The sequence below is a fragment of the Mycobacterium canetti CIPT 140010059 genome (assembly GCF_000253375.1).
GTDB lineage: Bacteria > Actinomycetota > Actinomycetes > Mycobacteriales > Mycobacteriaceae > Mycobacterium > Mycobacterium tuberculosis.
In genome coordinates this window covers 1,333,648-1,355,820 of the sequence record NC_015848.1, presented here as the reverse complement: position 1 = coordinate 1,355,820, position 22,173 = coordinate 1,333,648, and the positions used below count along the sequence as shown (strand labels likewise).

Here is a 22,173-nt window from a genome sequence, read left to right as displayed (position 1 = left end):
GCCTGCCCCGTCAGGCCGGTCGCGTCTGGGGGGTGCTGACCGCCTCTGCCGGTGTATCCGGTCGCGGAAACAGCGGGCTCAACACCTTCGGCGGCCGAAACGGCGCCCATGCACCCTGGGGCTGTGCCAGCCGGTCGGCGATGGCCCACACCACCGGCGGATTGTGGCCGTAGCCGATGTGACTGCTGCGCACCGCGATGTTTTCCGCGCGCTCCGATGGCGAATTCATGCACGTCTGCCAGGCGACCATGCCGTCGCAGCGCGAGTAGATCGCGGTGGTCGGCACCGGCAAAGGTTCACTTTCCATTTCCAGCGGCAACTCGTGCCGCTCGGTGTGCAGATGCGCATACCGGTTGAAGCTCCACGCGGAGCGAGTCTCACAGGTGTCCCGCATGCCAAACGGGCTGCCCAGTGTGATCACCTGGCGCACCGCCGACGGATGGTCGCGGGCGAGGCCGCGCGCGAAGATACCACCCAGGCTCCACCCAATCAGGCTCAGCGGGGTGTGGTACCGGGAGTGGAGCTTGTCGAGCAGGTCCCGCATCCCGGATACCGCTTTGGCCGTCGGCCCGATGTTGCGGCCGAGCCCCCAGCCGTAGGCCGCGTACCCGAGGCGACGCAAGATCCGTCGCAGGATCCAGGTGGAACCGTCGCCGGCCAGCAGGCCAGGTAGCACCAGCACCGGATGTCCGTCGCCGGCCGGCAGCATCCGCTGCAGCGGCAGCACGGCGAGCAATTGCCCGTACTCGACACCCGCGCGCGGTATGTCGGTGAGGTAGAGAAACCATCCGGGGGCATCACAGGGGCGGTCAGCGGGCTCTAACACAGGCATCAGCATGTCATATTAAAGCCGTCAATAGGCGCAAATGGCGATGCAAAGCAGTGCGGCCCGCCCATGCGAGCTCGGTCACACGCCCGATCATTTCCGCAGGTCGCGGTCCCAAATCTGCATCAGGGTGCTCAAAATCTCTTCACCACGGCCAAGCCCGGCGAGATGACTTTCCCCGGGCAAGTGCAACAACTTCGCGTCGGGAAGCCGGGATACGACGTGTTCCCCGTGGGAGAGCGGGACGATGTGGTCGTGGTCTCCGTGCCACCAGCGGACGGGGACTTTCACCTCGTCCAGCCGGAATCCCCAGTCGCGAGCAAAGGCGATGACATCGGCGAACGGCGCAGCGAGCTGCTTGCGACTTCCGTTGAGCAGATCGTCGAGGAACATCGCCTTGAACTCGGGCCGAGCCAGCAAATGCCGGTCGGCCCGCGGTGAGAGCAGGCCATACAGGTCGAGGGCAGGGGACGCGACGGGCCGGGCCGCCCGGATCAGCAAGCTCGCACCCAGCCGCAGCGGGGTGCCGCCCACCTGCAGCAGCGGCGCCACCGCCGAACCAAGGCGCATCAAACCGCCGCTAATCGCGTCCGGGCCGCGCGTCGGCGCGACGCCGCCGAGGACACCGGCGGCGACCACCCGGTCGGGCAGCCCGGCGGCGCACGCCAGGGTGTATGGGCCCCCGCCCGACAGGCCCACCACGGCCATCTTGTCGATGCCGAGCGTGTCGGCGATGGTCCGCAGATCATCGGCGAACGCCAAGATGGTTTCGTACTGATGCGGCGTCGAGGCGCCGATGCCGGGCCGATCGACGCCAATCAGACGAATATTGTGGTGCTCGGCGTAGACCCGGGCTTCGGTCGGGATCTGCCGCCGGGCCCCTGGGGTGCCATGCAGCCAGAAGACCGCACGACCCTGCGGGGCGCCGAACTCGGCGAAGCCGATCCTGCGGTCCTCGCCGACGGCGATGTTTCCTTCCAATTTCGGACGGGCAATAGCGACGGCCATGGCGAGTAGCTTGGCATGTGGCGGCGCGGCGGCAAACCGCAAGGTGTACCAGGTGTGACGGCAGTCGGCGGCTCACGTTGACCGTTGCACGAAAGACGTGAGTGCCCCGGCCACCAGGTCTGGGTCGTCACACATGGGAAAGTGGTTGCCCCGGCGGACCTGCAGTTGGCGTGCCGTCGGAAACAACTCTTTCCAGCGCGGCTGAAACCGCAGCGGATCGTTGAACTGACCGAAGATGGTCAGCAGTGGCCGATCGGCCAGACCCCCCCTCAACGCGGCGTCGACGTCGGTATAGAGGGCATCGGCACGGCGCGCATCGCGGAAGTAGGCATGCCACGCCCTGCGGGCCGGCGCATCGATTCCCGCCCGAAAAGCCGCGCGGTCTGCGCGGCTCCAGTGCCGACCGGCCCCGAACCGCGTCGACGTCGCGCGGGCAAGCGCATTGATGGCCGCGTCCAGTTCACGCACGGGGGCGCTGCCCATCGCCGCGAGCATGCCCCGGAACAGCGGACCTGTGGGCCGCCATGCGAAGCAGTTGACCGCGGCCAGTGCCGCGACGCGGTCGCCGCGACGGGCGGCGGCCAGGAAGCCGGCCGGGCCGCCCAGGTCGTGGGCTACCAGGGTGAGGTCACGTAACTGCAGCGCATCGATGACCGAGGTGATTGCATCGGCCGCCTGGGCAAGTGTTGGCGGGGTTGAGAGCCGGTCGCTGAGCCCACAACCCGGTGCGTCGATGGCAACACACCGAAAATCGTTGGCTAGACGCAACAACACGTCACGCCAGACAAAGCTCCAGCTGCCGACGTGAACGAACAGCACCGCCGGCCCGTCGCCGATATCGGTAACCGCGATGCCGCCCTGATGGTGGCTCAGCAGGTAGGGCTGCCAGGGCCACGCCGACGATGACAACCAGCTCGGCCGGTCAAGCGCGGCAAGTGATTTCATGGTCATACCTCCGATACCTAACTAACCGCCGCCGAGTTCGGCCCGTAACGGGTCCAATGTTGAAGGCTGCACTAAGACATGGATTTTCGTGATCTTGCCGGCCTCGATCGACAGGGCCAACACGCCGGCAAGCGCTCGGTTGACAAAGGCCAGCACCGCCGGTTGACCGCACACCGGCTGGGCTACCAGGACGGTGGCGGGGTGACACCAGTGGCGCAGGATGGTCGGGCCAACCCTATCCGCGCCCACGACGACAACGCCTTTGCGGGCGTCGATCTCGCCGGCGACACCCGGATCCAGCACCTCGAGCAGGGTGTCCAGGTCTCCATTGGAGCAGGCTTCGATAAAGGCTCTGGTGACGACGCGATGCTGGGCTGGCTCCACGCTGGCCGCAATGCGCGATTCGTTGATCTTGCGACGGGCCCGATGAGCCAGCTGCCGGCATGTGGAGGCCTGGCTGCCAATCGTCGTGGCGATTTGCTGGTAGGGCAGCCCAAAGATCTCGTGCAGCACGAACACCACCCGCTCCGCGGGGCCGAGGCGCTCGAGCATGATCAGCAAAGCCAGCCGGACCTCGTCGTCGAGAGTCACCCGGTCAGCCGGGTCAACCGATGACACGCTGGCGTCACCGTCGTGCCATGCGGCGATGTCCTGCGGGCGCTCCCGGCGTGTCGACGCCGACTTGATGTGATCCAGGCACAGCCGGCTGGTGACCACGATCAGCCAGCCACGCTCGTCGTCGATGTCGCCGACCGGAGCCCGCAGCAAGCGGGAAAATGCCTCTTGCACCATGTCTTCGGCCACGCCGATGTCACCTACCATACGAAACGCGAGGTCCACCAGGTAGGCCCGATGCGCCCGCCAGGCCGCACTTACCGGGTCGTGTTGCGACATGTGTCCTCCCGCCGACCCATGCTGGAATTCATAACATCAAGGACGAGACAGCCCCGCCGAATGTGACAGCAACCGGCGATTTCAGCGCTCGGCGCACCCCCGCGCGCGTCGGCGGTCGGTCAGCGCCCGCAGGAAGAACGCCAGGTTGGCCGGGCGTTCGGCCAGCCGCCGCAGGAAATACCCGTACCACCGGGTGCCGAAGGGCACATACACCCGCACGTGGTTACCGGCGCCGGTCAGTCGTCGTTGTTCGTCGTCGCGGACGCCGTAGAGCATCTGGTATTCGAAATCATCTTGACTACGCCCTGATTCGCGCGTGATCCCCGGTACCGCCGCGATGATCACCGGGTCGTGGGTGGCCACCATCGGATAGCCTCGCCCCGCCGTCAATACCCGAAGGCACCGCAGATAGGAGTCGGTGACCTGCGCGGCGTCTCGGTAGGCCACCGATGCGGGTTCGTCATAGGCGCCCTTGCACAACCGGACTCGGGCGCCCACGGCCGCCAACTCCGCGCAATCGGCCAGCGTGCGCCGCAGATAGGCCTGCACAACCGTGCCCAGCCAAGGAAAGTCGACGCGCAAATCGCCCGATATCGACAATGTGGAATCGGTGGTGGTGTGGTCTTCGGCGTCCACCGTGACCCAGGCGCCCACCCGCTCGGCCCGCTCACAGATGGCGCGGGCGTTGTCCAGCGCGATCTTCTGGCCGTCGCGATCGAGGGCCTGCCCGAGCGCCGACAGCTTGAGCGACACCTCGAGCGGTCGCACCCCGTCGCATGCGATATCGCCACGGCGGCCCAGCACGTCCAAGAGCCCCAGGTACGCCCGCACGGCGGCGGCAGCGTCGTCGGCATCGGTGACGTTCTCGCCCAGGTAGTCGATGCTGAGGTAGCGGCCCGAATCCCGCAGCGCGGTAACGATATCCACCACGTCGTCGAGCGTGTCGCCGGGCACGAACCGGCGCACCACCCCGCGGGTGAGCGGCGAGTGCTCGACGATGCGGCCCAGCCGATCCGAGCGGCCGGCGGCAAGCATTGCCGGGCGCAGGGTGTGCGCGAACCAGCCGGCCATCAGTCGACCGCCATGTGCGGGTAGATGTGGTCGGTGGCCGCGACGAACGTCTCCTTGATACTGCGCGCCGACGTCCACCGCAGCAGGTTCAACGGCGAACCGGCCTTGTCGTTGGTGCCCGATCCGCGTGCACCGCCGAACGGCTGACGCCCCACCACCGCCCCCGTCGGCTTGTCGTTGACATAGAAGTTCCCCGCCGCGAACCGCAGCCGATCCAGCGCGGTCAGCACGGCCTGCCGGTCGTCGGCGATGACCGCGCCGGTCAGCGCGTAGCGGGATCCGGTGTCGATGACGTCGAGGATCTGCTCGTAGCGCTCGTCGGGGTAGACATGCACCGACAGCAGCGGACCGAAGTACTCGATGACAAACGACTCGTCGGTCGGGTCGTCGGAGAGCAACACCGTGGGGCGCACGAAATAGCCCTCGCTGTCGTCGTATTCGCCGCCGACGGCGACGGTGACCGCGGCCGCGCCTTTGGCCCGTTCGATGGCGTCGACGTTCTTGACGAAGGCGCGCTGGTCGATCAGCGCACCGCCGTAGTTGGACAGGTCGGTGATGTCACCGTAGCGCAGCTCGGCGGCTTTGGCCAGCAACTCATCGCCCATCCGCTGCCACACCGAATGCGCGATAAACGCTCGCGACACCGCCGAGCACTTCTGGCCCTGGTAATCGAATGCTCCGCGAATCAGGGCCGTGCGCAGCACATCCGGGCGCGCCGAGGCGTGCGCCACCACGAAGTCCTTGCCCCCGGTCTCGCCGACCAGTCGCGGATAGCTATGGTAGCGGCCGATATTGGTACCCACCCACTGCCATAGGTGGCCGAAGGTAGCCGTCGACCCGGTGAAGTGGATGCCGGCCAGCCGTGGATCGGCCAGTGCCACATCGGAAACCGCGAATCCGTCGCCAGTGACCAGGTTGATCACCCCGGGCGGCAACCCGGCGGCCTCGAGCAGTTGCATGGTCAGATAGGCCGCCAGCGTCTGGGTGATCGACGGCTTCCAGATCACGGTGTTGCCCATCAGAGCCGGGGCGGTCGGCAGATTGCCGGCGATCGAGGTGAAGTTGAACGGCGTGATCGCGTAGACGAAACCGTCCAGCGGGCGGTAGTCGATCCGGTTCCATTCCCCCGGGCCACTGATCGGCTGCTGCTCCAAAATCTGTCGGGCGAAAGCGACATTGAACCGCCAGAAGTCGATCAGCTCGCAGACCGCGTCGATCTCGGCCTGGTACACCGACTTGGATTGGCCGAGCATGGTTGCGGCGGCGATCTTTTCCCGCCACGGCCCGGCCAACAGATCGGCGGCACGCAGAAACACCGTGGCACGCTCATCGAACGGCAGTGCCGCCCAGTCACTTTTGGCGGACGTGGCGGCTTCGACGGCGGCCGCGGCGTCGGCGTGGGTGGCGTTGGTCAGGGTGCCCAGCCTGGCGGCGTGCCGGTGCGGCTGCACGACGTCGATTCGCTCGCCGTCGCCCATCCGGTGTCGGCCGCCGATGACGTGCGGCAGGTCGATGGGGTGATCGGCCAGGGAGGCCAGTTCGGTGCGCAGCCGGGTCCGTTCCGGGGATTTCGGCGCATAGTCGTGCACCGGCTCGTTGGCCGGAACCGGCACCTGGGTGATCGCGTCCATGCCTGCCAGCATCCCCGCCCAGGCATCGCAAATGTTTGGCCGATCAGACAAGATCTGGCGGACTTGCTAGTAGGATCGGACAACATGCGGATCGCCGGCGTGGGGCTCGGCCAGTTGCTCCTGGCGCTGGATGCGACCGTGGTCAGCCTGGTGGACGCCCCGCGCGGCCTGGACCTGCCGGTGGCGTCGACGGCGCTGATCGATTCCGACGACGTGCGGCTGGGCCTGGCGGCCGCGGCGGGCTCGGCCGATGTGTTCTTCCTGATCGGGGTCACCGACGACGAGGCGGCACGCTGGGTCGACGATCAGGCACGCCAACGGGCGCCGGTGGCGATCTTCGTCAAGCACCCGTCGGACTCGGTGGTGGCCGGGGCCGTCCGCGCCGGCTCGGCGGTGGTAGCCGTGGAGCCGCGGGCCCGCTGGGAACGGCTGTACCACTTGGTGAATCATGTCTTGGAGCATCATGGTGACCGGGCCGACCCCACCGACGATTCCGGAACCGACCTGTTCGGGTTGGCACAGTCCCTGGCCGACCGCATCCACGGCATGATCAGCATCGAGGACGCCCAGTCGCACGTGCTCGCCTACTCGGCCTCCAACGACGAGGCCGACGAGCTGCGTCGGCTGTCCATCCTGGGCCGCGCCGGCCCGCCCGAGCATCTGAAGTGGATAGGTCAATGGGGCATCTTCGATGCCCTGCGGGCCGGCCGTGAGGTGGTGCGGGTGGCCGAGCGCCCCGAGCTGGGGTTGCGTCCTCGGCTAGCCATCGGGATTCATCAGCCGGGGGTCGGTGCGCTGCGGCCACCGGTGTTCGCCGGCACGATCTGGGTCCAGCAAGGCTCGCAGCCGTTGGCCGACGATGCCGAGGAGATGTTGCGGGGTGCGGCGGTGCTGGCCGCCCGGATCATGTCGCGACTGGCGACCCAGCCCAATACGCACGCGCTGCGGGTACAGCAACTACTGGGCCTGGCCGAGCTGAACGCAACCACAGCACCCGTCGACGTATCGACCATCGCCCGTGAACTCGGCGTCGCCGCCGACGGCAACGCAACGCTGATCGGTTTCGACACCGCGGAAAACCGCGATACCGCAGTCCGCCATGTTCGGCTTGTTGACGTCATGGCATTGAGCGCCAGCGCTTTTCGCCACGACGCTCAGGTTGCCGCCAACGGCTCACGGATCTATGTGCTGCTGCCCCAAACCACGACCGGCCGAGCTGTCACCTCGTGGGTCCGCGGCACAATCAGCGCACTGCGCGCCGAGCTGGGAGTAGCACTACGGGCAGCCATCGCGGGGCCGGTCGCGGGACTTGCCGAAGTCAACCCGGCACGCGTCGAGGTGGATCGGGTACTCGAGAGTGCCGAGCGCCACCCGATCTTGGGGCAGGTGACATCGCTGGCCGAGGCACGCACCACCGTTCTGCTCGACGAAATCGTCACCCTGGTCGGCACCGACGAGCGGCTCGTCGATCCTCGGATACGTGACCTGGGCGCCCAGGATCCGGTGCTGGCTCAGACCCTGCGTGCCTACCTGGATGCCTTCGGCGACATCGGCGCCGCCGCACGGTCACTGCAAGTGCATCCCAACACCGTTCGCTACCGGATAAGGCGGATCGAGCAGCTGTTGTCGACCTCGCTGGGCGATCCGGATGTGCGGCTGCTCTTTTCGCTGGGGCTGCGGGCCATGGAACGCTCGGCTTAGCAACTCGACCGTGACGCCCCTCACGGCGCCCCTGCGTACACCGACTTCGACTCTGCGTCAACCTGTTTCAGCACATGCACAGCATTGCAGAACGTTATGATCAGCATCGCTATCGCCAACCATCCCCCTGCCCGCTTGGGTTATCGGAGATCGCGCGAAACGGTAATGTAGCACCAATGTCCGACTCTTCTGTCTTGTCCTTGCTGCGCGAGCGTGCCGGCCTGCAGCCCGACGACGCCGCGTTCACGTACATCGACTACGAACAGGATTGGGCCGGCGTCACCGAGACGCTCACGTGGTCAGAGGTGTTTCGACGGACCCGCATCGTTGCTCACGAAGTCAGGCGGCATTGCACGACCGGAGACCGAGCAGTGATTCTGGCTCCACAGGGCCTGGCCTACATCGCGGCTTTCCTAGGTTCGATGCAGGCCGGAGCGATAGCGGTTCCGTTGTCAGTCCCGCAGATCGGCTCTCACGACGAACGTGTCAGCGCGGTGCTTGCCGACGCGTCACCTTCGGTCATCCTGACAACATCTGCGGTCGCAGAAGCGGTTGCCGAGCACATCCACCGGCCGAACACGAACAATGTAGGGCCGATCATCGAAATCGATTCATTGGACTTGACCGGGAATTCACCGAGCTTTCGGGTGAAGGATCTGCCAAGCGCCGCGTACTTGCAGTACACTTCTGGCTCTACCCGCGCTCCGGCTGGGGTCATGATCTCGCATCGGAACCTTCAGGCGAATTTCCAACAGCTGATGTCGAACTACTTCGCCGACCGCAACGGTGTGGCGCCACTTGACACTACCATCGTGTCGTGGCTGCCGTTCTACCACGACATGGGCTTGGTCCTTGGCATCATCGCACCGATCCTGGGCGGCTACCGCAGTGAACTCACTAGCCCGCTGGCGTTCCTGCAACGGCCAGCGCGTTGGCTACATTCGCTGGCCAACGGAAGTCCTTCGTGGTCGGCCGCACCGAATTTCGCCTTCGAATTGGCCGTCCGCAAGACAACGGATGCCGACATAGAAGGCCTCGACCTCGGCAACGTCCTGGGCATCACCAGTGGTGCTGAACGAGTCCACCCCAACACGCTCAGTAGATTCTGCAACCGGTTTGCACCGTACAATTTCCGAGAAGACATGATACGGCCTTCGTACGGCCTGGCGGAAGCGACTCTTTATGTGGCCAGCCGCAATTCGGGTGACAAGCCAGAAGTCGTCTACTTCGAACCTGACAAGCTGTCCACGGGCAGTGCGAATCGATGTGAACCCAAGACCGGCACACCGCTGCTGAGCTATGGCATGCCGACATCACCAACAGTGCGAATTGTGGATCCCGACACCTGCATTGAGTGCCCCGCGGGAATGATCGGCGAGATCTGGGTGAAGGGCGACAACGTCGCCGAAGGCTACTGGAACAAACCGGACGAGACGCGGCACACCTTTGGCGCAATGCTGGTTCACCCCTCGGCAGGTACTCCTGATGGATCCTGGTTGCGAACGGGAGACCTCGGATTCCTCTCCGAGGACGAGATGTTCATCGTGGGCCGTATGAAGGACATGCTGATCGTATACGGGCGCAATCACTACCCCGAGGACATCGAGTCGACCGTCCAGGAGATCACTGGTGGTCGGGTCGCTGCGATTTCAGTTCCGGTCGATCACACAGAGAAGTTAGTCACTGTCATCGAGCTCAAGCTCCTCGGCGATTCCGCCGGCGAAGCGATGGACGAACTCGATGTCATCAAGAACAACGTCACAGCCGCGATATCACGCTCGCACGGTCTCAACGTGGCGGACCTCGTCTTGGTCCCGCCCGGGTCGATCCCCACCACAACCAGCGGCAAGATCAGAAGGGCCGCCTGTGTAGAGCAATACCGGCTGCAGCAATTCACCCGGTTGGACGGCTGAGCTAGTCGGGGCTGACCCAGGGCGATTCACAGCTTGTTGGCTGCCAACTTTAATGTCGGCCGGGACGTGGCTGACTAAGATATGGCGACATAACCGCCCGAAAACCGCCGAACGATAGCTGCTTTCCTATGCTTTCACGCACGCGATTCTCGATGCAGAGGCAGATGAAGCGAGTGATTGCGGGAGCATTCGCGGTCTGGCTCGTGGGTTGGGCCGGTGGATTCGGAACCGCTATTGCGGCAAGCGAACCCGCGTACCCGTGGGCTCCTGGGCCACCTCCGTCCCCCTCTCCGGTGGGCGACGCTTCAACCGCCAAAGTCGTCTACGCCCTCGGGGGCGCGCGAATGCCGGGCATTCCCTGGTACGAGTACACGAACCAGGCTGGCTCTCAATATTTCCCAAACGCAAAGCACGATCTCATCGACTATCCCGCCGGAGCGGCCTTCAGCTGGTGGCCCACCATGCTTTTGCCGCCAGGGAGCCACCAAGACAACATGACGGTGGGCGTGGCGGTCAAAGATGGGACAAACAGCCTTGATAACGCAATTCATCACGGAACCGATCCAGCCGCGGCCGTCGGCCTATCCCAGGGTTCCCTCGTGCTCGACCAGGAGCAGGCGCGGCTCGCCAACGACCCGACGGCACCTGCACCGGACAAGCTGCAGTTCACGACGTTCGGCGACCCCACCGGACGTCATGCGTTCGGAGCGAGCTTCCTGGCCCGAATTTTTCCCCCCGGTAGCCACATTCCGATTCCCTTCATCGAATATACGATGCCCCAGCAGGTGGATAGCCAGTACGACACCAACCATGTCGTCACCGCATACGACGGCTTCAGCGACTTCCCGGACCGGCCGGACAATCTGTTAGCGGTCGCCAATGCGGCCATCGGCGCTGCCATCGCGCACACCCCAATCGGGTTCACCGGACCCGGTGACGTACCCCCGCAGAACATCAGGACCACCGTCAACTCACGAGGCGCTACCACGACGACGTATCTGGTCCCCGTGAACCACCTCCCGTTGACCTTGCCGCTGCGTTACCTCGGCATGTCCGACGCCGAAGTCGATCAAATCGACAGTGTGCTGCAACCACAGATCGACGCGGCCTATGCACGCAACGACAATTGGTTCACCCGGCCGGTCTCCGTGGATCCGGTGCGAGGCCTGGATCCGCTGACCGCTCCGGGCTCGATCGTGGAAGGTGCCCGCGGCTTACTGGGCTCCCCCGCCTTCGGCGGCTAAACACTACCGCTTTGATCCGTCTGCCACGGCTTGAAATACCGTCTTCGTGCGCGCTGACATCCGGGCTGACATCTGGCCTTCTTCGGGTGCGCACCGCTGCCAAGGGTGTCCGGGCCACCAACTTGCGCGTCCGAGCAGCGTGGCCATGGCAGGCACGGTGATGGTCCGCACCACGAACGTGTCTATCAGGATCCCGACCCCAATGATGAAGCCGCCTTGGACGACGGTTCCGATGCTGGAGAACAGCAGGCCGGACATCGAAGCGGCAAATATCAGACCCGCTGCCGTGATCACTCCGCCCGTGCAACGCACCGTGCGAATCACGCTGGAACGCACTCCCAATGCCGACTCGTCCCGCAACCGCGACGCCAGCAGCATGTTGTAGTCCGCACCCACGGCGACCAGCACCACAAACGCTAGGCCGGGCACACTCCAGTGCAATTCCTGGCCCAGGAACACCTGGAACACCACCACACCAAGCCCGATCGCCGACATGTACGAGATGACCACCGAACCGACCAGGTACAGCGGCGCCACTATCGCACGCAGCAGTGCCATGAGGATCAGGATCACCACGACGACGGTCACAGCGACGATGAGCCGCATATCGCGCTCGTAGTAATCGCGGATGTCCCTCAGCATGACCGGGTAACCCGACATTGATATCGACGCGTCAGCCAGGGAGGTATTCGGCTGTGCACCTTTGGCTGTGTCAATGATCGTGTTGACCTGATCCATGGCCGCAGTGCTGAACGGGTTGAGGTCGGTCTGAATGAAGTACCGCACGGTATGCCCGTCTGGCGAGATGAACGCCTGGGCGACTTTTTTGAACTCCTCGGACTTCAGCACTTGCGGCGGGACATTGAAACCCGCCATCGACGGTTGCGACGCATCGTTGCCCATCGCCATCAGAAAGGCTGACGCCTGGTTCAGCCCGATGCCCATGTTCTTGGTCTGGTCGACCAGCATCTGGACGCCGTCTGCGACCTGACGACCGGCGCTGGCGAGGTCGTTAGCTCCATTTTGCATGCTGATCAGGCGCGCCCGGGCGGCGTCCGGATTGTCCAACCCCAGTGATTTCAGCGAGCGGACTACCGAATTCAGCGATCGCCCCAGATCGTTCACCACCGCCGACACGGTCTGCGGTGACCGCGTGGACTGCAGCTGACGCGCCAGGCCGACAACCTTGTCGAGAGTGCCATTGTCACGTGCGGTTTGCAGCTTGTGAAACTGAACGCGCGCGTTGCCACACATAGGATTGCTGTCACAGACCGGGCTGGTATCCAAAGCGGCGACAACAGAGTCAAGCCAATCGAAACTGTTGGCGATACCGTCAAAGTTTACCTGCAGAGCGTCACCGAGCGCGTGGATATTGCTGACAAGCCTTGCAGCGTTGTCGATTTCGTTGAATGTTTTGTTGCCACCGAACTGGTTCTGGATGTAAGCGAGGGCGTCGACAAGGCTGCGGACACCCGCAACGGCCCGGCTGACTTGACCGCGAACGTCACCGAGATTGTCGGCCAACAGGTTGGCACCCGATGCCAGCCGATTCAGGTCGCCGGTGCGCTCATCGATCATTCGCGACGCGCCGCCCAGCCGGTTGCCAACTTGGCCGGCTTGGTATGTCGCCCGGGCCTGTTCAAGGGTTTCCCCGTTTGGCCGGGTCACACCGCGAACCATGGCAATGCCTGGGATCTGGCTCACACGTTGCGCCAGCTGCTCCAGGTCGGCAAGGCCGCGCGGGGTTCGCAGGTCGTGTGCAGAGTGGATGATCAAGTACTCAGGAATAGTCTGATTCACCGAGAAATGGTGCTCCATTGCCGCGTACCCAACCGAACTCGGATCCGAAGGCGGCAATTGTTTGCGGTCGTCGTAGTTGAAGTGAGCCAGGCTCGCGCAGCTGGCCAATGCAACCAGACCAATCAAGCTGGCGCCTAGATAAGCTTTGGGCCGCCGCACTATTCGCGTTCCGGCCCGCCGCCAGAATGTCGCCATGCGTTCACCGCGCGGTGCGACCCACCCGCGCGGTGAGGCCAGCACCAGGATGGCGGGCAGCAGGGTGACCGCGGCCAAGAACGACACCGCGATCCCGATCGCCAGAGCCGGGCCAACCGTTGAGAACACACCGAGTTTGGCGAATCTCATGCCGAGGAAGGTGATTCCGACCGTTGCCGCGGACGCGGCGATCACCTTCCCGACGGACATCATCGCCCGCTGGACGGCACGCTCGGGATGCTCACCGAGCCGCACATACTCGTGATAGCGGCTGATTAGGAAAACGGCGTAATCCGTTCCCGCACCAGCGATCATTGCGCTGAGCAACACGATCGCTTGATTGGATACGGCTAGACCGCCGACGAGCGACACGCCGGCAACCAACGCCTGCGCGGTCATCAAGGATGCGCCAATCGTCACCAGGGGCAACAGCATGGTAACCGGGTTGCGATAGATGACCATCAAGATGACTAGCAACATCACGGCGATCGCCAGCTCGATTGAAGCCCGATCCCGAGCCCCAGCGTCGGTCAGGTCTGCCACCGTGGCTGCGGGTCCTGTCACGTTTGCCGTCAACGTGGTTCCGGCCACAGTTCGTTTCACGATGCGTTCGACGTCGGTGTAAGCGTGGTAGGACTTGGGTGTACCCAGGTCGCCCGCGAGACCGATCGGCAGAATCCATGCCTTGCCATCTTTACTACCGAGCACCTCACGCAATGGCGGAGTAGTCAGGAAGTCCTGCAGCATCACGACGTCTTTAGCGTCGTTTCGCAGACGATCCACCAATGTGTGGTAGACGTTTTCGTCCGCCGCTCCCAAGCCTTTCTCGTCGGTGAGCAGCACTACCAAGATATTCTCGGAGCCGGATTCGTGGAACGCCTCGGCCATCTGGCGAACAGCGACGCTGGAGGGCGCGTCGGCAGGCAGGACCGCGACGGGATGTCGCTGAGCCATCTCCGCCAGTGAAGGCACCGCCATCGGCAGTACCAGGGCGAGCGCGACCCAACAGCCGACCACAACCCAAGGCCGCCGGGCGACGAGTTCACCTAGCCGCGCGAAGATGGGTTCACCACCGGGAATGAATCAGGCAACATTCTGCTGCTGCCCGCTCTCGGCGACTCGTTGGAACACAGACTTCAGCGTTGCCAGGTAGCGGGCAACCGATTCCCGGGCGATCGGGTTGTCGGGGAACATGACCGCCACTGCCGTCCCCTGCTCGACGCGGATGACGTAGATGGACAGTTGATAAGAGTAGCGACCGTCGCTGTACACTCCTATGTTCGTACCGGTTAACTCCGCGGTGAGCAGTACCGAAAGCGGAGCCGCGCCTGCGTCGAGGAAGTTGACGACGGGAAAGTTCGGTCGTGGCATGGTTAGCGTGGACGACAATTCGACGACGCGGTCGTAGGGTACTTCGGCGAGCTTCACGCCCGAGTCGAACGAGGTCTGCGCGGCTCGGGCGGCATCGCCGAACGCCGAGCCGGCGATGGGGACGGTGATCGGAATTAGGCCGGTGAACCAACCTTGGGTCATGGCATCCGCTGGAGTGCGGCGCGTGTCGCGCGGCGTTAGTCCGTAATAGGTTGTCGTACCGGTCAACTCGTGTTCAGCCAGGCCGCAGCAGGCTAGTACGCCACCGATGAACCGAGCGCCGGCAGCCGTGCAGACGGACTCGAATTGAGCCGTCTGCTCTTCATCGAGCATCATCACGGTGACAATATCCGCGTCACTGGGTTTCGATGGGTCACCAAGTGGGAGTGGAAAATCAGGAAAGCTACCGTTAGTACCTTCGGCGAACTTCGTCCAGGCGCGAACCTGGGGCGACTCCACCGTGAGGGTGGAGCTGAACGTGTGTTGTCGGCGGCAGAAGTCGTCGTAGCTGCCTGCCGGCGGTAGCTCGAGAGGGGCATGGCCGCCCACCAGCGCTGCGTACATTAGGTGGAACTCCATGAGCGTGACACCGACGATCATCGCGTCCACATGCACATGATCCACACTTGCAAAGAATGTGAAATGGTCGCAGCCTTGCACGATCCCAAACCGAAAACAACCCCATTGCAGGGGATCCGGCGTGTTCTGCACGATCTCGCGAATTTGCGGCAGCGTGAGCTCACCATGATGAACTGGTACGAACTCGATGTCGGCGGGATCCTGGATCGTACGCCGGATTATTTGTCCGTTGCCGTTGTATTGGAACCAGCTGCGATAGGTATCGTGCCGTCGGAGATGGGCGTTGATCACGTAGTTGGCCGCCCGGATATCGCACTGGCCGGGCTGCTGGCAGCTGACGACCATCAACCGCGAGTAGTCGAGTCCCTTTGCCTTTTGCTCGCAATAGCCCCGAATATGTTGCGCCTGCATATAACTGACCGGAACATCGCTGATCGGCGCCTGCGACGCTTTCGTGTGCGCGACAGCCGAAGGTCGCCATGACACAGTCGAACCCGTGCTCGGCGCCCAGTCGTCCAGCGTGCCTATTGTCAACGGTCCAACCCGCAACATGCCCTCCTCGGCTCGATCTCAAACTTCCGCAACGACTTCACCCGGGCCGTCATCAGACCGGCGCAGATTGGGCGGCTGCCAGCTCGTCGCACACGTGCTCGGCCAAGCCGCGAACCGTGGTGATCTTTGTGGGACTGACGCGTATACCCGTTTCGGTTTCGATGCGGGTCCGCAACTCCAAGTTGCCCAAGGAATCCAAACCATAGTCGGACAGCGGCCGGTCCGGATCAATGGTTCGCCGCAGCAGCAGGCTGATCTGGTCCGATACCAACCGCCTGACTGTGCGGGGCCACTCTTCGCGGGGCAAGCTGCCCAGTTCGGCGAGGAATTTCCCGGTGGCCGGTTGATTTTGGCCCGTGGCGTGGAACGCTTCGGCAAATCGGCTACGTTGCGCAAAGGCCGTCAACCATGGGGTACCCATGATCGGGGCATAGCCGGAGTACGCCCGGCCGTAGCGAAGCAGCGTCTGGAAGGCTCGAGCACCCTCGGCGGGCGCGATCGCTGCGCCGGTGCCTTCGGCCAGCGCGGTAGCGCGGCCAATCTCGGCCCATGCTCCCCAGGCGATTGAGGTAGCCGGAAGGCCCTGCGCCCGCCGCCAGTGGGCAAAAGCGTCCAACCAGCTGTTGGCCGCCGCATATGCGCCTTGACCCGGCGAGCCCACCAAGGCCGCGGCCGAGGAGAACAAGCAGAACCACTCCAGTGGCTGCGCGGCGGTGGCCCGATGAATGTTCCACGCGCCGTGTACCTTCGGCGCCCAACAGCGGTCGATAAGTTCGTCGGTGACATTGGCCAACGTAGCGTCCTCGACCACCGCCGCCGCGTGCAGCACGCCGCGCACCGGCAAGCCCGAGGCGGTGGCCACCGCCACCACTCGGTGGGCCGTTGCGGCATCAGCGATGTCACCGCATTCCACCTGGATATCAGCACCGGCGGCGCGGAGCCGCTCGATGACCCTGGTGGCGTGCGGGCTGGGCGTCGAACGGGAGTTGAGCACGATGCGTCCGCAGCCCGCCGCCGCCAGCTCGCCGGCAAGGAACAGGCCGAGGCCGCCCAAACCACCGGTGACGAGATAGGCGCCGTCGGGCCGGGACATGCGGACCTGTTCGGGGGGCACCACGGCCACGCCTTCACCGGTACGCGGCACATCGAGCACCACTTTTCCGGTGTGCCCGGCTCCGCCGACCAAACGAATGGCAACGGCAGCGTCGTGAATGGGATAGTGCGTGGTCTGCGGCACCGGCAGCGTGCCCTCGACCGTGTGTTGGTAGACGGTTTTCAGCAGGCGCCGGACGGTGTGCGGGTGGCTGTGTGTCAGCAGCGCCAAGTCGACGGCATACAGCGACAGGTTGCGGCGGAACGGGAACAACCCGAGCCGAGTGTCGCCGTAGATGTCACGTTTGCCGATCTCCACGAATCGCCCGCCAAAGGCCAGCAATTCGATCCCAGCACGTTGTGCGGCGCCGGGCAGCGAGTTGAGTACGACGTCGACACCATACCCATCGGTGTCGCCTCGGATCTGCTCGGCGAACTCGGTGCTCCGTGAGTCGTAGACATGCTCGACACCCATGTCGTGCAGCAGTTGTCGCCGCTGGGCACTGCCCGCGGTGGCGAAGATCTCGCATCCGGCGGCCCGTGCGATCGCGATCGCCGCCTGCCCGACACCACCGGTCCCCGAGTGAATCAGCACCTTGTCGTCCGAGCAGATGCGAGCCAGATCGTGCAGGGCGTACCAAGCCGTCGCGGAGGCGGTCGGTACCGCGGCGGCGGCGGCGGCCACCGGCAGCTCGGGCGGGAGCGTCACCGCCAGCCGGGCATCGCATCTGACGAATGTGCTCCAGCAGCCATTGGCGGACATGCCGCCGACGTGATCACCGATCCGATGCTCGGTGACATCCGGCCCGACCGCGGTCACCACACCGGCGAAGTCGATGCCCAACTGCTGTCGGTAGCCCTCGAAGGTGGGATACCGCCCGAAAGCGACCAGAACGTCGGCGAAGTTGACACTCGATGCGGTCACCGCGACCTCGATCTCGCCCGGGCCCGGCGCGACCCGGTCGAATGTGACGAACTCCAACGACTCGAGGTCGCCGGGAGTGCGGATCTGCAGGCGCATACCGTCGCGTCTGTATTCGACGACGGCGGTTCGCCGTTCGGCCGGGCGTAACGGACCGGGACGCAGCCGGGCGGTGTACCAAATGCCATTGCGCCAAGCGGTTTCGTCCTCCTGCGACCCGCTCTGTAGTTGGCTGGCCACCAGGGCAGCGACGGTCTCGCCGTTGTCGACGTCGATTGCGGTGGCACCCAGGTGCGGATGCTCGGAATCGATCACCCGCATCAGTCCACGCAATCCCGCCTGTTCCAAGTTGGCCAGATCGCTCGGCAGCACGCTCGCCGCGCTCCTGGTCACCACGAACAGCCGCGGCGGCTCACCGGGCAGCTCCGCGAGCTCGCGGGCAATACCCACCAGCTGTGACACATAGTCGCGGCCGCACTGTGTCAAACCACCCGTTGGCGGGCCAGTCACCACGACAACACCGGTGAGCCTGCCTCCGAGCAGCGAACGCAATTGTGCGACATCCGACGCCGAAGCCACGCTAGTGCTCTGGGCACCAACGGCATTCAACGCGTCGGCGAGTTGCGCGGTCAGCGGATCAGCTTCGGACGCACTGAGCAGCAGCCAGGATCCCGCATCGATCTGCGGCACCTCAGGCAGCTCACCCCGCTCCCACTCGATGGTCAACAATCGCTCGTCGAACACCCGGTTCGCGCGTTCATGTTCGGAAATCCCTGCGGCCAGCCGTAATCCCTCGACGGTCAAAAGTACCGTTCCGGCCTGGTCGAACACGTCGAGATCGGCTTCGCATTCGCCGGCTCGCGACGATGACGTGACCCGGGCGAGGCAGTAGTGCGCGCCGCGCGTCGAGTGATAGTTGCGCAGCCTGCGCACGCCCACGGGCAGCATCAGACCACCGACAGTCGCCTTCTGGACCTCGGGATGAACAAGCACCGACTGGAAACACGCATCAAGCAGGGCCGGGTGGCTGGCATATGCCGACTGCTGAGATCGGATGGCTCCAGGCAGCGCGACCTCGGCGAGCACTGTGGTGACGTCCCCGCGCGCCGTGTGCACCGCAACTAGGCCTGAAAAAGCCGGACCATACTGAATACCTAAGCTGTTAAACATTTTTCGCAGTTCCTCACCGCTCATGCTGGACTCATGGGCGGCGGTCAGAGCGTTCGTGTCGTACCCGGGCGGCTGCGGCATCTCCTTCAATGCGTGCAGCATCGCGCTGGCCCGCCGTGCGGGCTCGCCTTCCTGATGACTCTCGACTGCGAACTGTAAGATCCCAGGCGCGGCGATCGTCGCGGCCGATGAGACCACCGTCTGCTCGTCCAGCAACAGCGTCTGCTCGAACTTGATGTCGCGCACCTCCGACAGCTCGCCAAGAGTGGTGCGCGCCGCGGCCAATGCCATCTCACAGTAGGCCGCACCGGGAAACGCAGCCACGTTGTGTATCCGATGGTCACCGAGCCACGGATGCGCCCCGGTGCCAACCCCGGCCTGCCAGACGTGACGCTCCGGTTCCTCCAACAGGTGCACATGGGCCCCAAGCAGCGGATGAACCGCCTGGACCGCGCCGGTGTGCGAGCGGTGTGAATCCTCACGGCTGAGCATCAGGGTGCGGTGCGTCCAGCTCGGCAATGGCGCATCCACCAAGCGCCCTTCGGGGTACTGGACAGAGAAGTCCACCTTGGCGCCGGCGTTGTGCACGTCGGCGACGAAGCCGCGCAACCCGAACGGCAGCTGTTCCCCGCGCCGCATCGCGGCAAGCGTTGCGATCGGCATGTCGAGACTGGCGGCGTTCTGCTCGACCGCGTAGGTGAGCAGCGGATGCGGAGCCAGCTCGCCGAACACTCGGTACCCGTCCTTGAGCGCGGCCTGTACCGCCGCCGCGAATCGCACCGTGTACCGCAGGTTTTCCACCCAGTACTCGCCGGTGAACGACGGTCGCTCGCGCGGATCCCACAGCGTTGCGGAGTAATACGGAATTTCCGGCGCCGTCGGATCGAGCTCGGCCAGGACCTCGAGCAACTCGTCCAGGATGGGATCGACCTGCGGTGTATGTGAAGCGACGTCCACAGCTACCTCGCGTGCCAGCACATCCTGCTGCTCCCAGGCCGCCACCAGGTCACGTATCGACTGCGTGGCGCCGCCGACGACGGTTGAGGTCGGAGAGGCAACCACCGACAGCACGACGTCGGAGATCCCACGAATCGCAAGTTCTGACAACACTTGTTGGCCGGGCAGTTCCACCGATGCCATCGCGCCACTACCGGCGATGCGCGACATCAGCCGCGAGCGCCGGCAGATGACTCGCAATCCGTCGTGCAGCGACAGTGCTCCGGCGACCACGGCCGCCGCAGCCTCGCCGAGCGAGTGCCCGATGATGGCACCAGGACGTACCCCATACGACTTCAGGGCCGCGGCCAGGGCGACCTGCACCGCGAAGATGGTGGGCTGCACCCGGTCAATACCGCTGACCGTCTGTGGCGCCGACATCGCTTCGGTCACCGAAAACCCTGACTCCCTAGCGATCACCGGCTCCATCGCCGCGACGGTGGCGGCGAACACCGGTTCGGCTACCAGCAGTTCAGTGCCCATCCCGGGCCACTGAGAGCCTTGCCCGGAGAACACCCACACCGGCCCGCGGTCGTCGTGCCCCACTGCGGGCTGATAGGGAATCTGATCGCCAGCGACGTCCCGCAGCGCCGCGCTCAGCTCGTCAAAACTGCTCGCCGTCACAACCGTCCGGACGGGTCGGTGTGCACGGCGGCAGGACAGCGTGTAGCCCAGGTCCCGCATGCTGACTCGACTGCCCGCGTTGCCGTTCTGGTCGACCCAATCCGCCAGCCGGGCGGCCGTGACGTGTAGTTGCTCAGCCGAGGTAGCCGACACCGGAAACAACGCCAGCCCACCGGCTTCGGGAGTGAGCTCAGGTCCCGAAGCCGCTGGTTCTGATACCGGCGCTTGCTCCAAGATGGCATGCACGTTGGTACCCGACATTCCATACGAGGAAACCGCAGCGCGACGTGGCTGTCCGGTGTTGTCCGGCCAGGATGTATTCGCTTGCGGCACAAAGAGTTCAGTGTCAATCTCAGCCAGCTGATCAGGCAGCCGGCAGAAGTGCAGGTTCTGCGGCACAACCCCATGCCGCAACGCCAGGATTGTCTTCATCAACCCCAGGGGCCCCGATGCCGACTGCAGGTGACCGAAGTTTGTTTTCACCGACGTCAGCGCGCACGGACCCTCGGTTCCGTACACCGCGGCCAGGCTCGCGTATTCGACCGGATCTCCAACGGGGGTGCCGGTGCCGTGGGCTTCGACCATCCCAACCGTCGACGCTTCGACGCCCGCTGCAGCCAACGCTTGCTGATACACCGCGATCTGAGCCTGCGCCGACGGCGCCGCGATATTCACGGTGCGGCCATCCTGGTTGGCTGCGGTGCCACGAACGATCGCCAGCACACGATCACCGTCGCGCACCGCATCCGGTAGCCGCTTCAGCAGCAGGACCACGCACCCCTCACCGGACACGAAGCCATCAGCTGCTTCGTCGAAGGCATGGCAACGCCCGGTAGGCGACAACATGCCTTGCAGGGAACCCGAGACGGACTTCCGCGGTTCTAGCGTGACAACCACACCACCGGCAAGAGCGAGATCGCTTTCACCGTCATCCAGGCTGCGGCAGGCTTGATGCACAGCCATCAACCCGGACGAGCACGCGGTGTCCACCGTGACCGCTGGGCCATGCAGTCCGAGTGTGTAGGCCACTCGCCCGGACGCGAAACTGTTACTGGTGCCGGTGAATCCGTACGGTCCTTCCGCGGCGCCGCAATCCGCGGACAGCAGCTCGTAGTCGCCGTGTGTCAGTCCTACGAAGACACCTGTTTGTGATTCAGCGAGCGTCGCCGGGTCCACACCCGCGTGCTCGATAGCCTCCCACGACACTTCCAGCAGCAAGCGGTGCTGTGGGTCGATCGCGGTCGCCTCCCGCTCGGTCAGGCCGAAGAAATCGCAGTCAAACCCGCCGACGTCGTCCAGAAAGGCGCCCCAACGCGATACCGATCGACCAGGGACACCAGGTTCGGGGTCGTAGTACACGTTCGCGTCCCACCGGTCAGCGGGAATCTCACCCACCAAATCGTCGCCGCGTAACAGCGCTTCCCAGAGGCGTTGTGGGGAATCGATGCCGCCCGGGAGCCGGCAAGCCATGCCGATTACGGCGACCGATGTGGCGGTTGCGGTGCGCACTACGCAGTCCCCCTGTACCAGCCGTGGGTGAATGCTCCCAAACCCCATTTACCAACACATTCGGGCTCAGGATTGTTTAGCGTACTAACTTCATGGTAGTGGCTCAAGACGAAAGCATCGCATGCTGCAA

The 22,173-nt window shown here is 64.6% G+C and carries 12 protein-coding genes; 3 read left to right on the top strand and 9 right to left on the bottom strand.

Going from position 1 to position 22,173, the window contains the following annotated elements:
* Positions 1–10: 10 nt before the first annotated feature.
* From MCAN_RS06350 to pruA, 6 genes are all read right to left on the bottom strand, one after another.
* Complete coding sequence (locus tag MCAN_RS06350; RefSeq protein ID WP_014000657.1) at positions 11–838, bottom strand: esterase/lipase family protein; 828 nt, start codon at positions 836–838, stop codon at positions 11–13.
* An 81-nt stretch (positions 839–919) separates the two neighbouring features.
* On the bottom strand, positions 920–1,834 hold the full coding sequence (locus MCAN_RS06345) for an alpha/beta fold hydrolase (protein ID WP_014000656.1): 915 nt from the start codon (positions 1,832–1,834) through the stop codon (positions 920–922).
* A gap of 72 nt (positions 1,835–1,906) precedes the next feature.
* Positions 1,907–2,785, bottom strand: coding sequence for an alpha/beta fold hydrolase (locus MCAN_RS06340; protein ID WP_014000655.1), 879 nt, complete (start codon positions 2,783–2,785; stop codon positions 1,907–1,909).
* A 15-nt stretch (positions 2,786–2,800) separates the two neighbouring features.
* A complete protein-coding gene (gene sigI, locus MCAN_RS06335) occupies positions 2,801–3,673 on the bottom strand; it encodes an RNA polymerase sigma factor SigI (RefSeq protein ID WP_014000654.1) in 873 nt (290 codons plus the stop codon).
* An 81-nt stretch (positions 3,674–3,754) separates the two neighbouring features.
* Positions 3,755–4,744: a proline dehydrogenase family protein gene (locus MCAN_RS06330; RefSeq protein WP_014000653.1), complete on the bottom strand. Its 990-nt coding sequence runs from the start codon at positions 4,742–4,744 to the stop codon at positions 3,755–3,757.
* Complete coding sequence (gene pruA, locus MCAN_RS06325) at positions 4,744–6,375, bottom strand: L-glutamate gamma-semialdehyde dehydrogenase (RefSeq protein ID WP_014000652.1); 1,632 nt, start codon at positions 6,373–6,375, stop codon at positions 4,744–4,746. The genes MCAN_RS06330 and pruA overlap by 1 nt, the downstream gene beginning before the upstream one ends.
* 84 nt (positions 6,376–6,459) lie before the next feature.
* On the opposite strand from pruA, the gene MCAN_RS06320 reads away from it, so the two are divergent.
* From MCAN_RS06320 to chp2, 3 genes are all read left to right on the top strand, one after another.
* Positions 6,460–8,076 (top strand): PucR family transcriptional regulator, encoded by a 1,617-nt coding sequence (locus MCAN_RS06320; protein ID WP_014000651.1) that lies wholly within the window; start codon positions 6,460–6,462, stop codon positions 8,074–8,076.
* Positions 8,077–8,252: 176 nt separating this feature from the next.
* A complete protein-coding gene (gene fadD21 / locus MCAN_RS06315; protein ID WP_014000650.1) occupies positions 8,253–9,989 on the top strand; it encodes a fatty-acid--AMP ligase FAAL21/FadD21 in 1,737 nt (578 codons plus the stop codon).
* 164 nt (positions 9,990–10,153) lie between these two features.
* Entirely contained in the window at positions 10,154–11,233 is a 1,080-nt protein-coding gene (gene chp2, locus MCAN_RS06310) for a diacyltrehalose acyltransferase Chp2 (protein WP_003406195.1), read from the top strand.
* A gap of 3 nt (positions 11,234–11,236) precedes the next feature.
* On the opposite strand, the gene mmpL10 is transcribed toward chp2, so the two are convergent.
* Genes mmpL10 through pks2 form a run of 3 tightly spaced genes read right to left on the bottom strand, consistent with a single transcriptional unit; the run spans position 11,237 to position 22,043 of the window.
* Entirely contained in the window at positions 11,237–14,290 is a 3,054-nt protein-coding gene (mmpL10, locus tag MCAN_RS06305) for an RND transporter MmpL10 (protein ID WP_269061779.1), read from the bottom strand.
* 21 nt (positions 14,291–14,311) lie between these two features.
* Positions 14,312–15,730 carry an acyltransferase PapA3 gene (papA3, locus tag MCAN_RS06300; RefSeq protein WP_003898759.1) on the bottom strand — a complete coding sequence of 473 codons (1,419 nt, stop codon included), beginning with the start codon at positions 15,728–15,730 and terminating at the stop codon, positions 14,312–14,314.
* A 52-nt stretch (positions 15,731–15,782) separates the two neighbouring features.
* Complete coding sequence (gene pks2, locus MCAN_RS06295) at positions 15,783–22,043, bottom strand: sulfolipid-1 biosynthesis phthioceranic/hydroxyphthioceranic acid synthase (RefSeq protein WP_015288016.1); 6,261 nt, start codon at positions 22,041–22,043, stop codon at positions 15,783–15,785.
* Between the last annotated feature and the right edge of the window lie 130 nt (positions 22,044–22,173).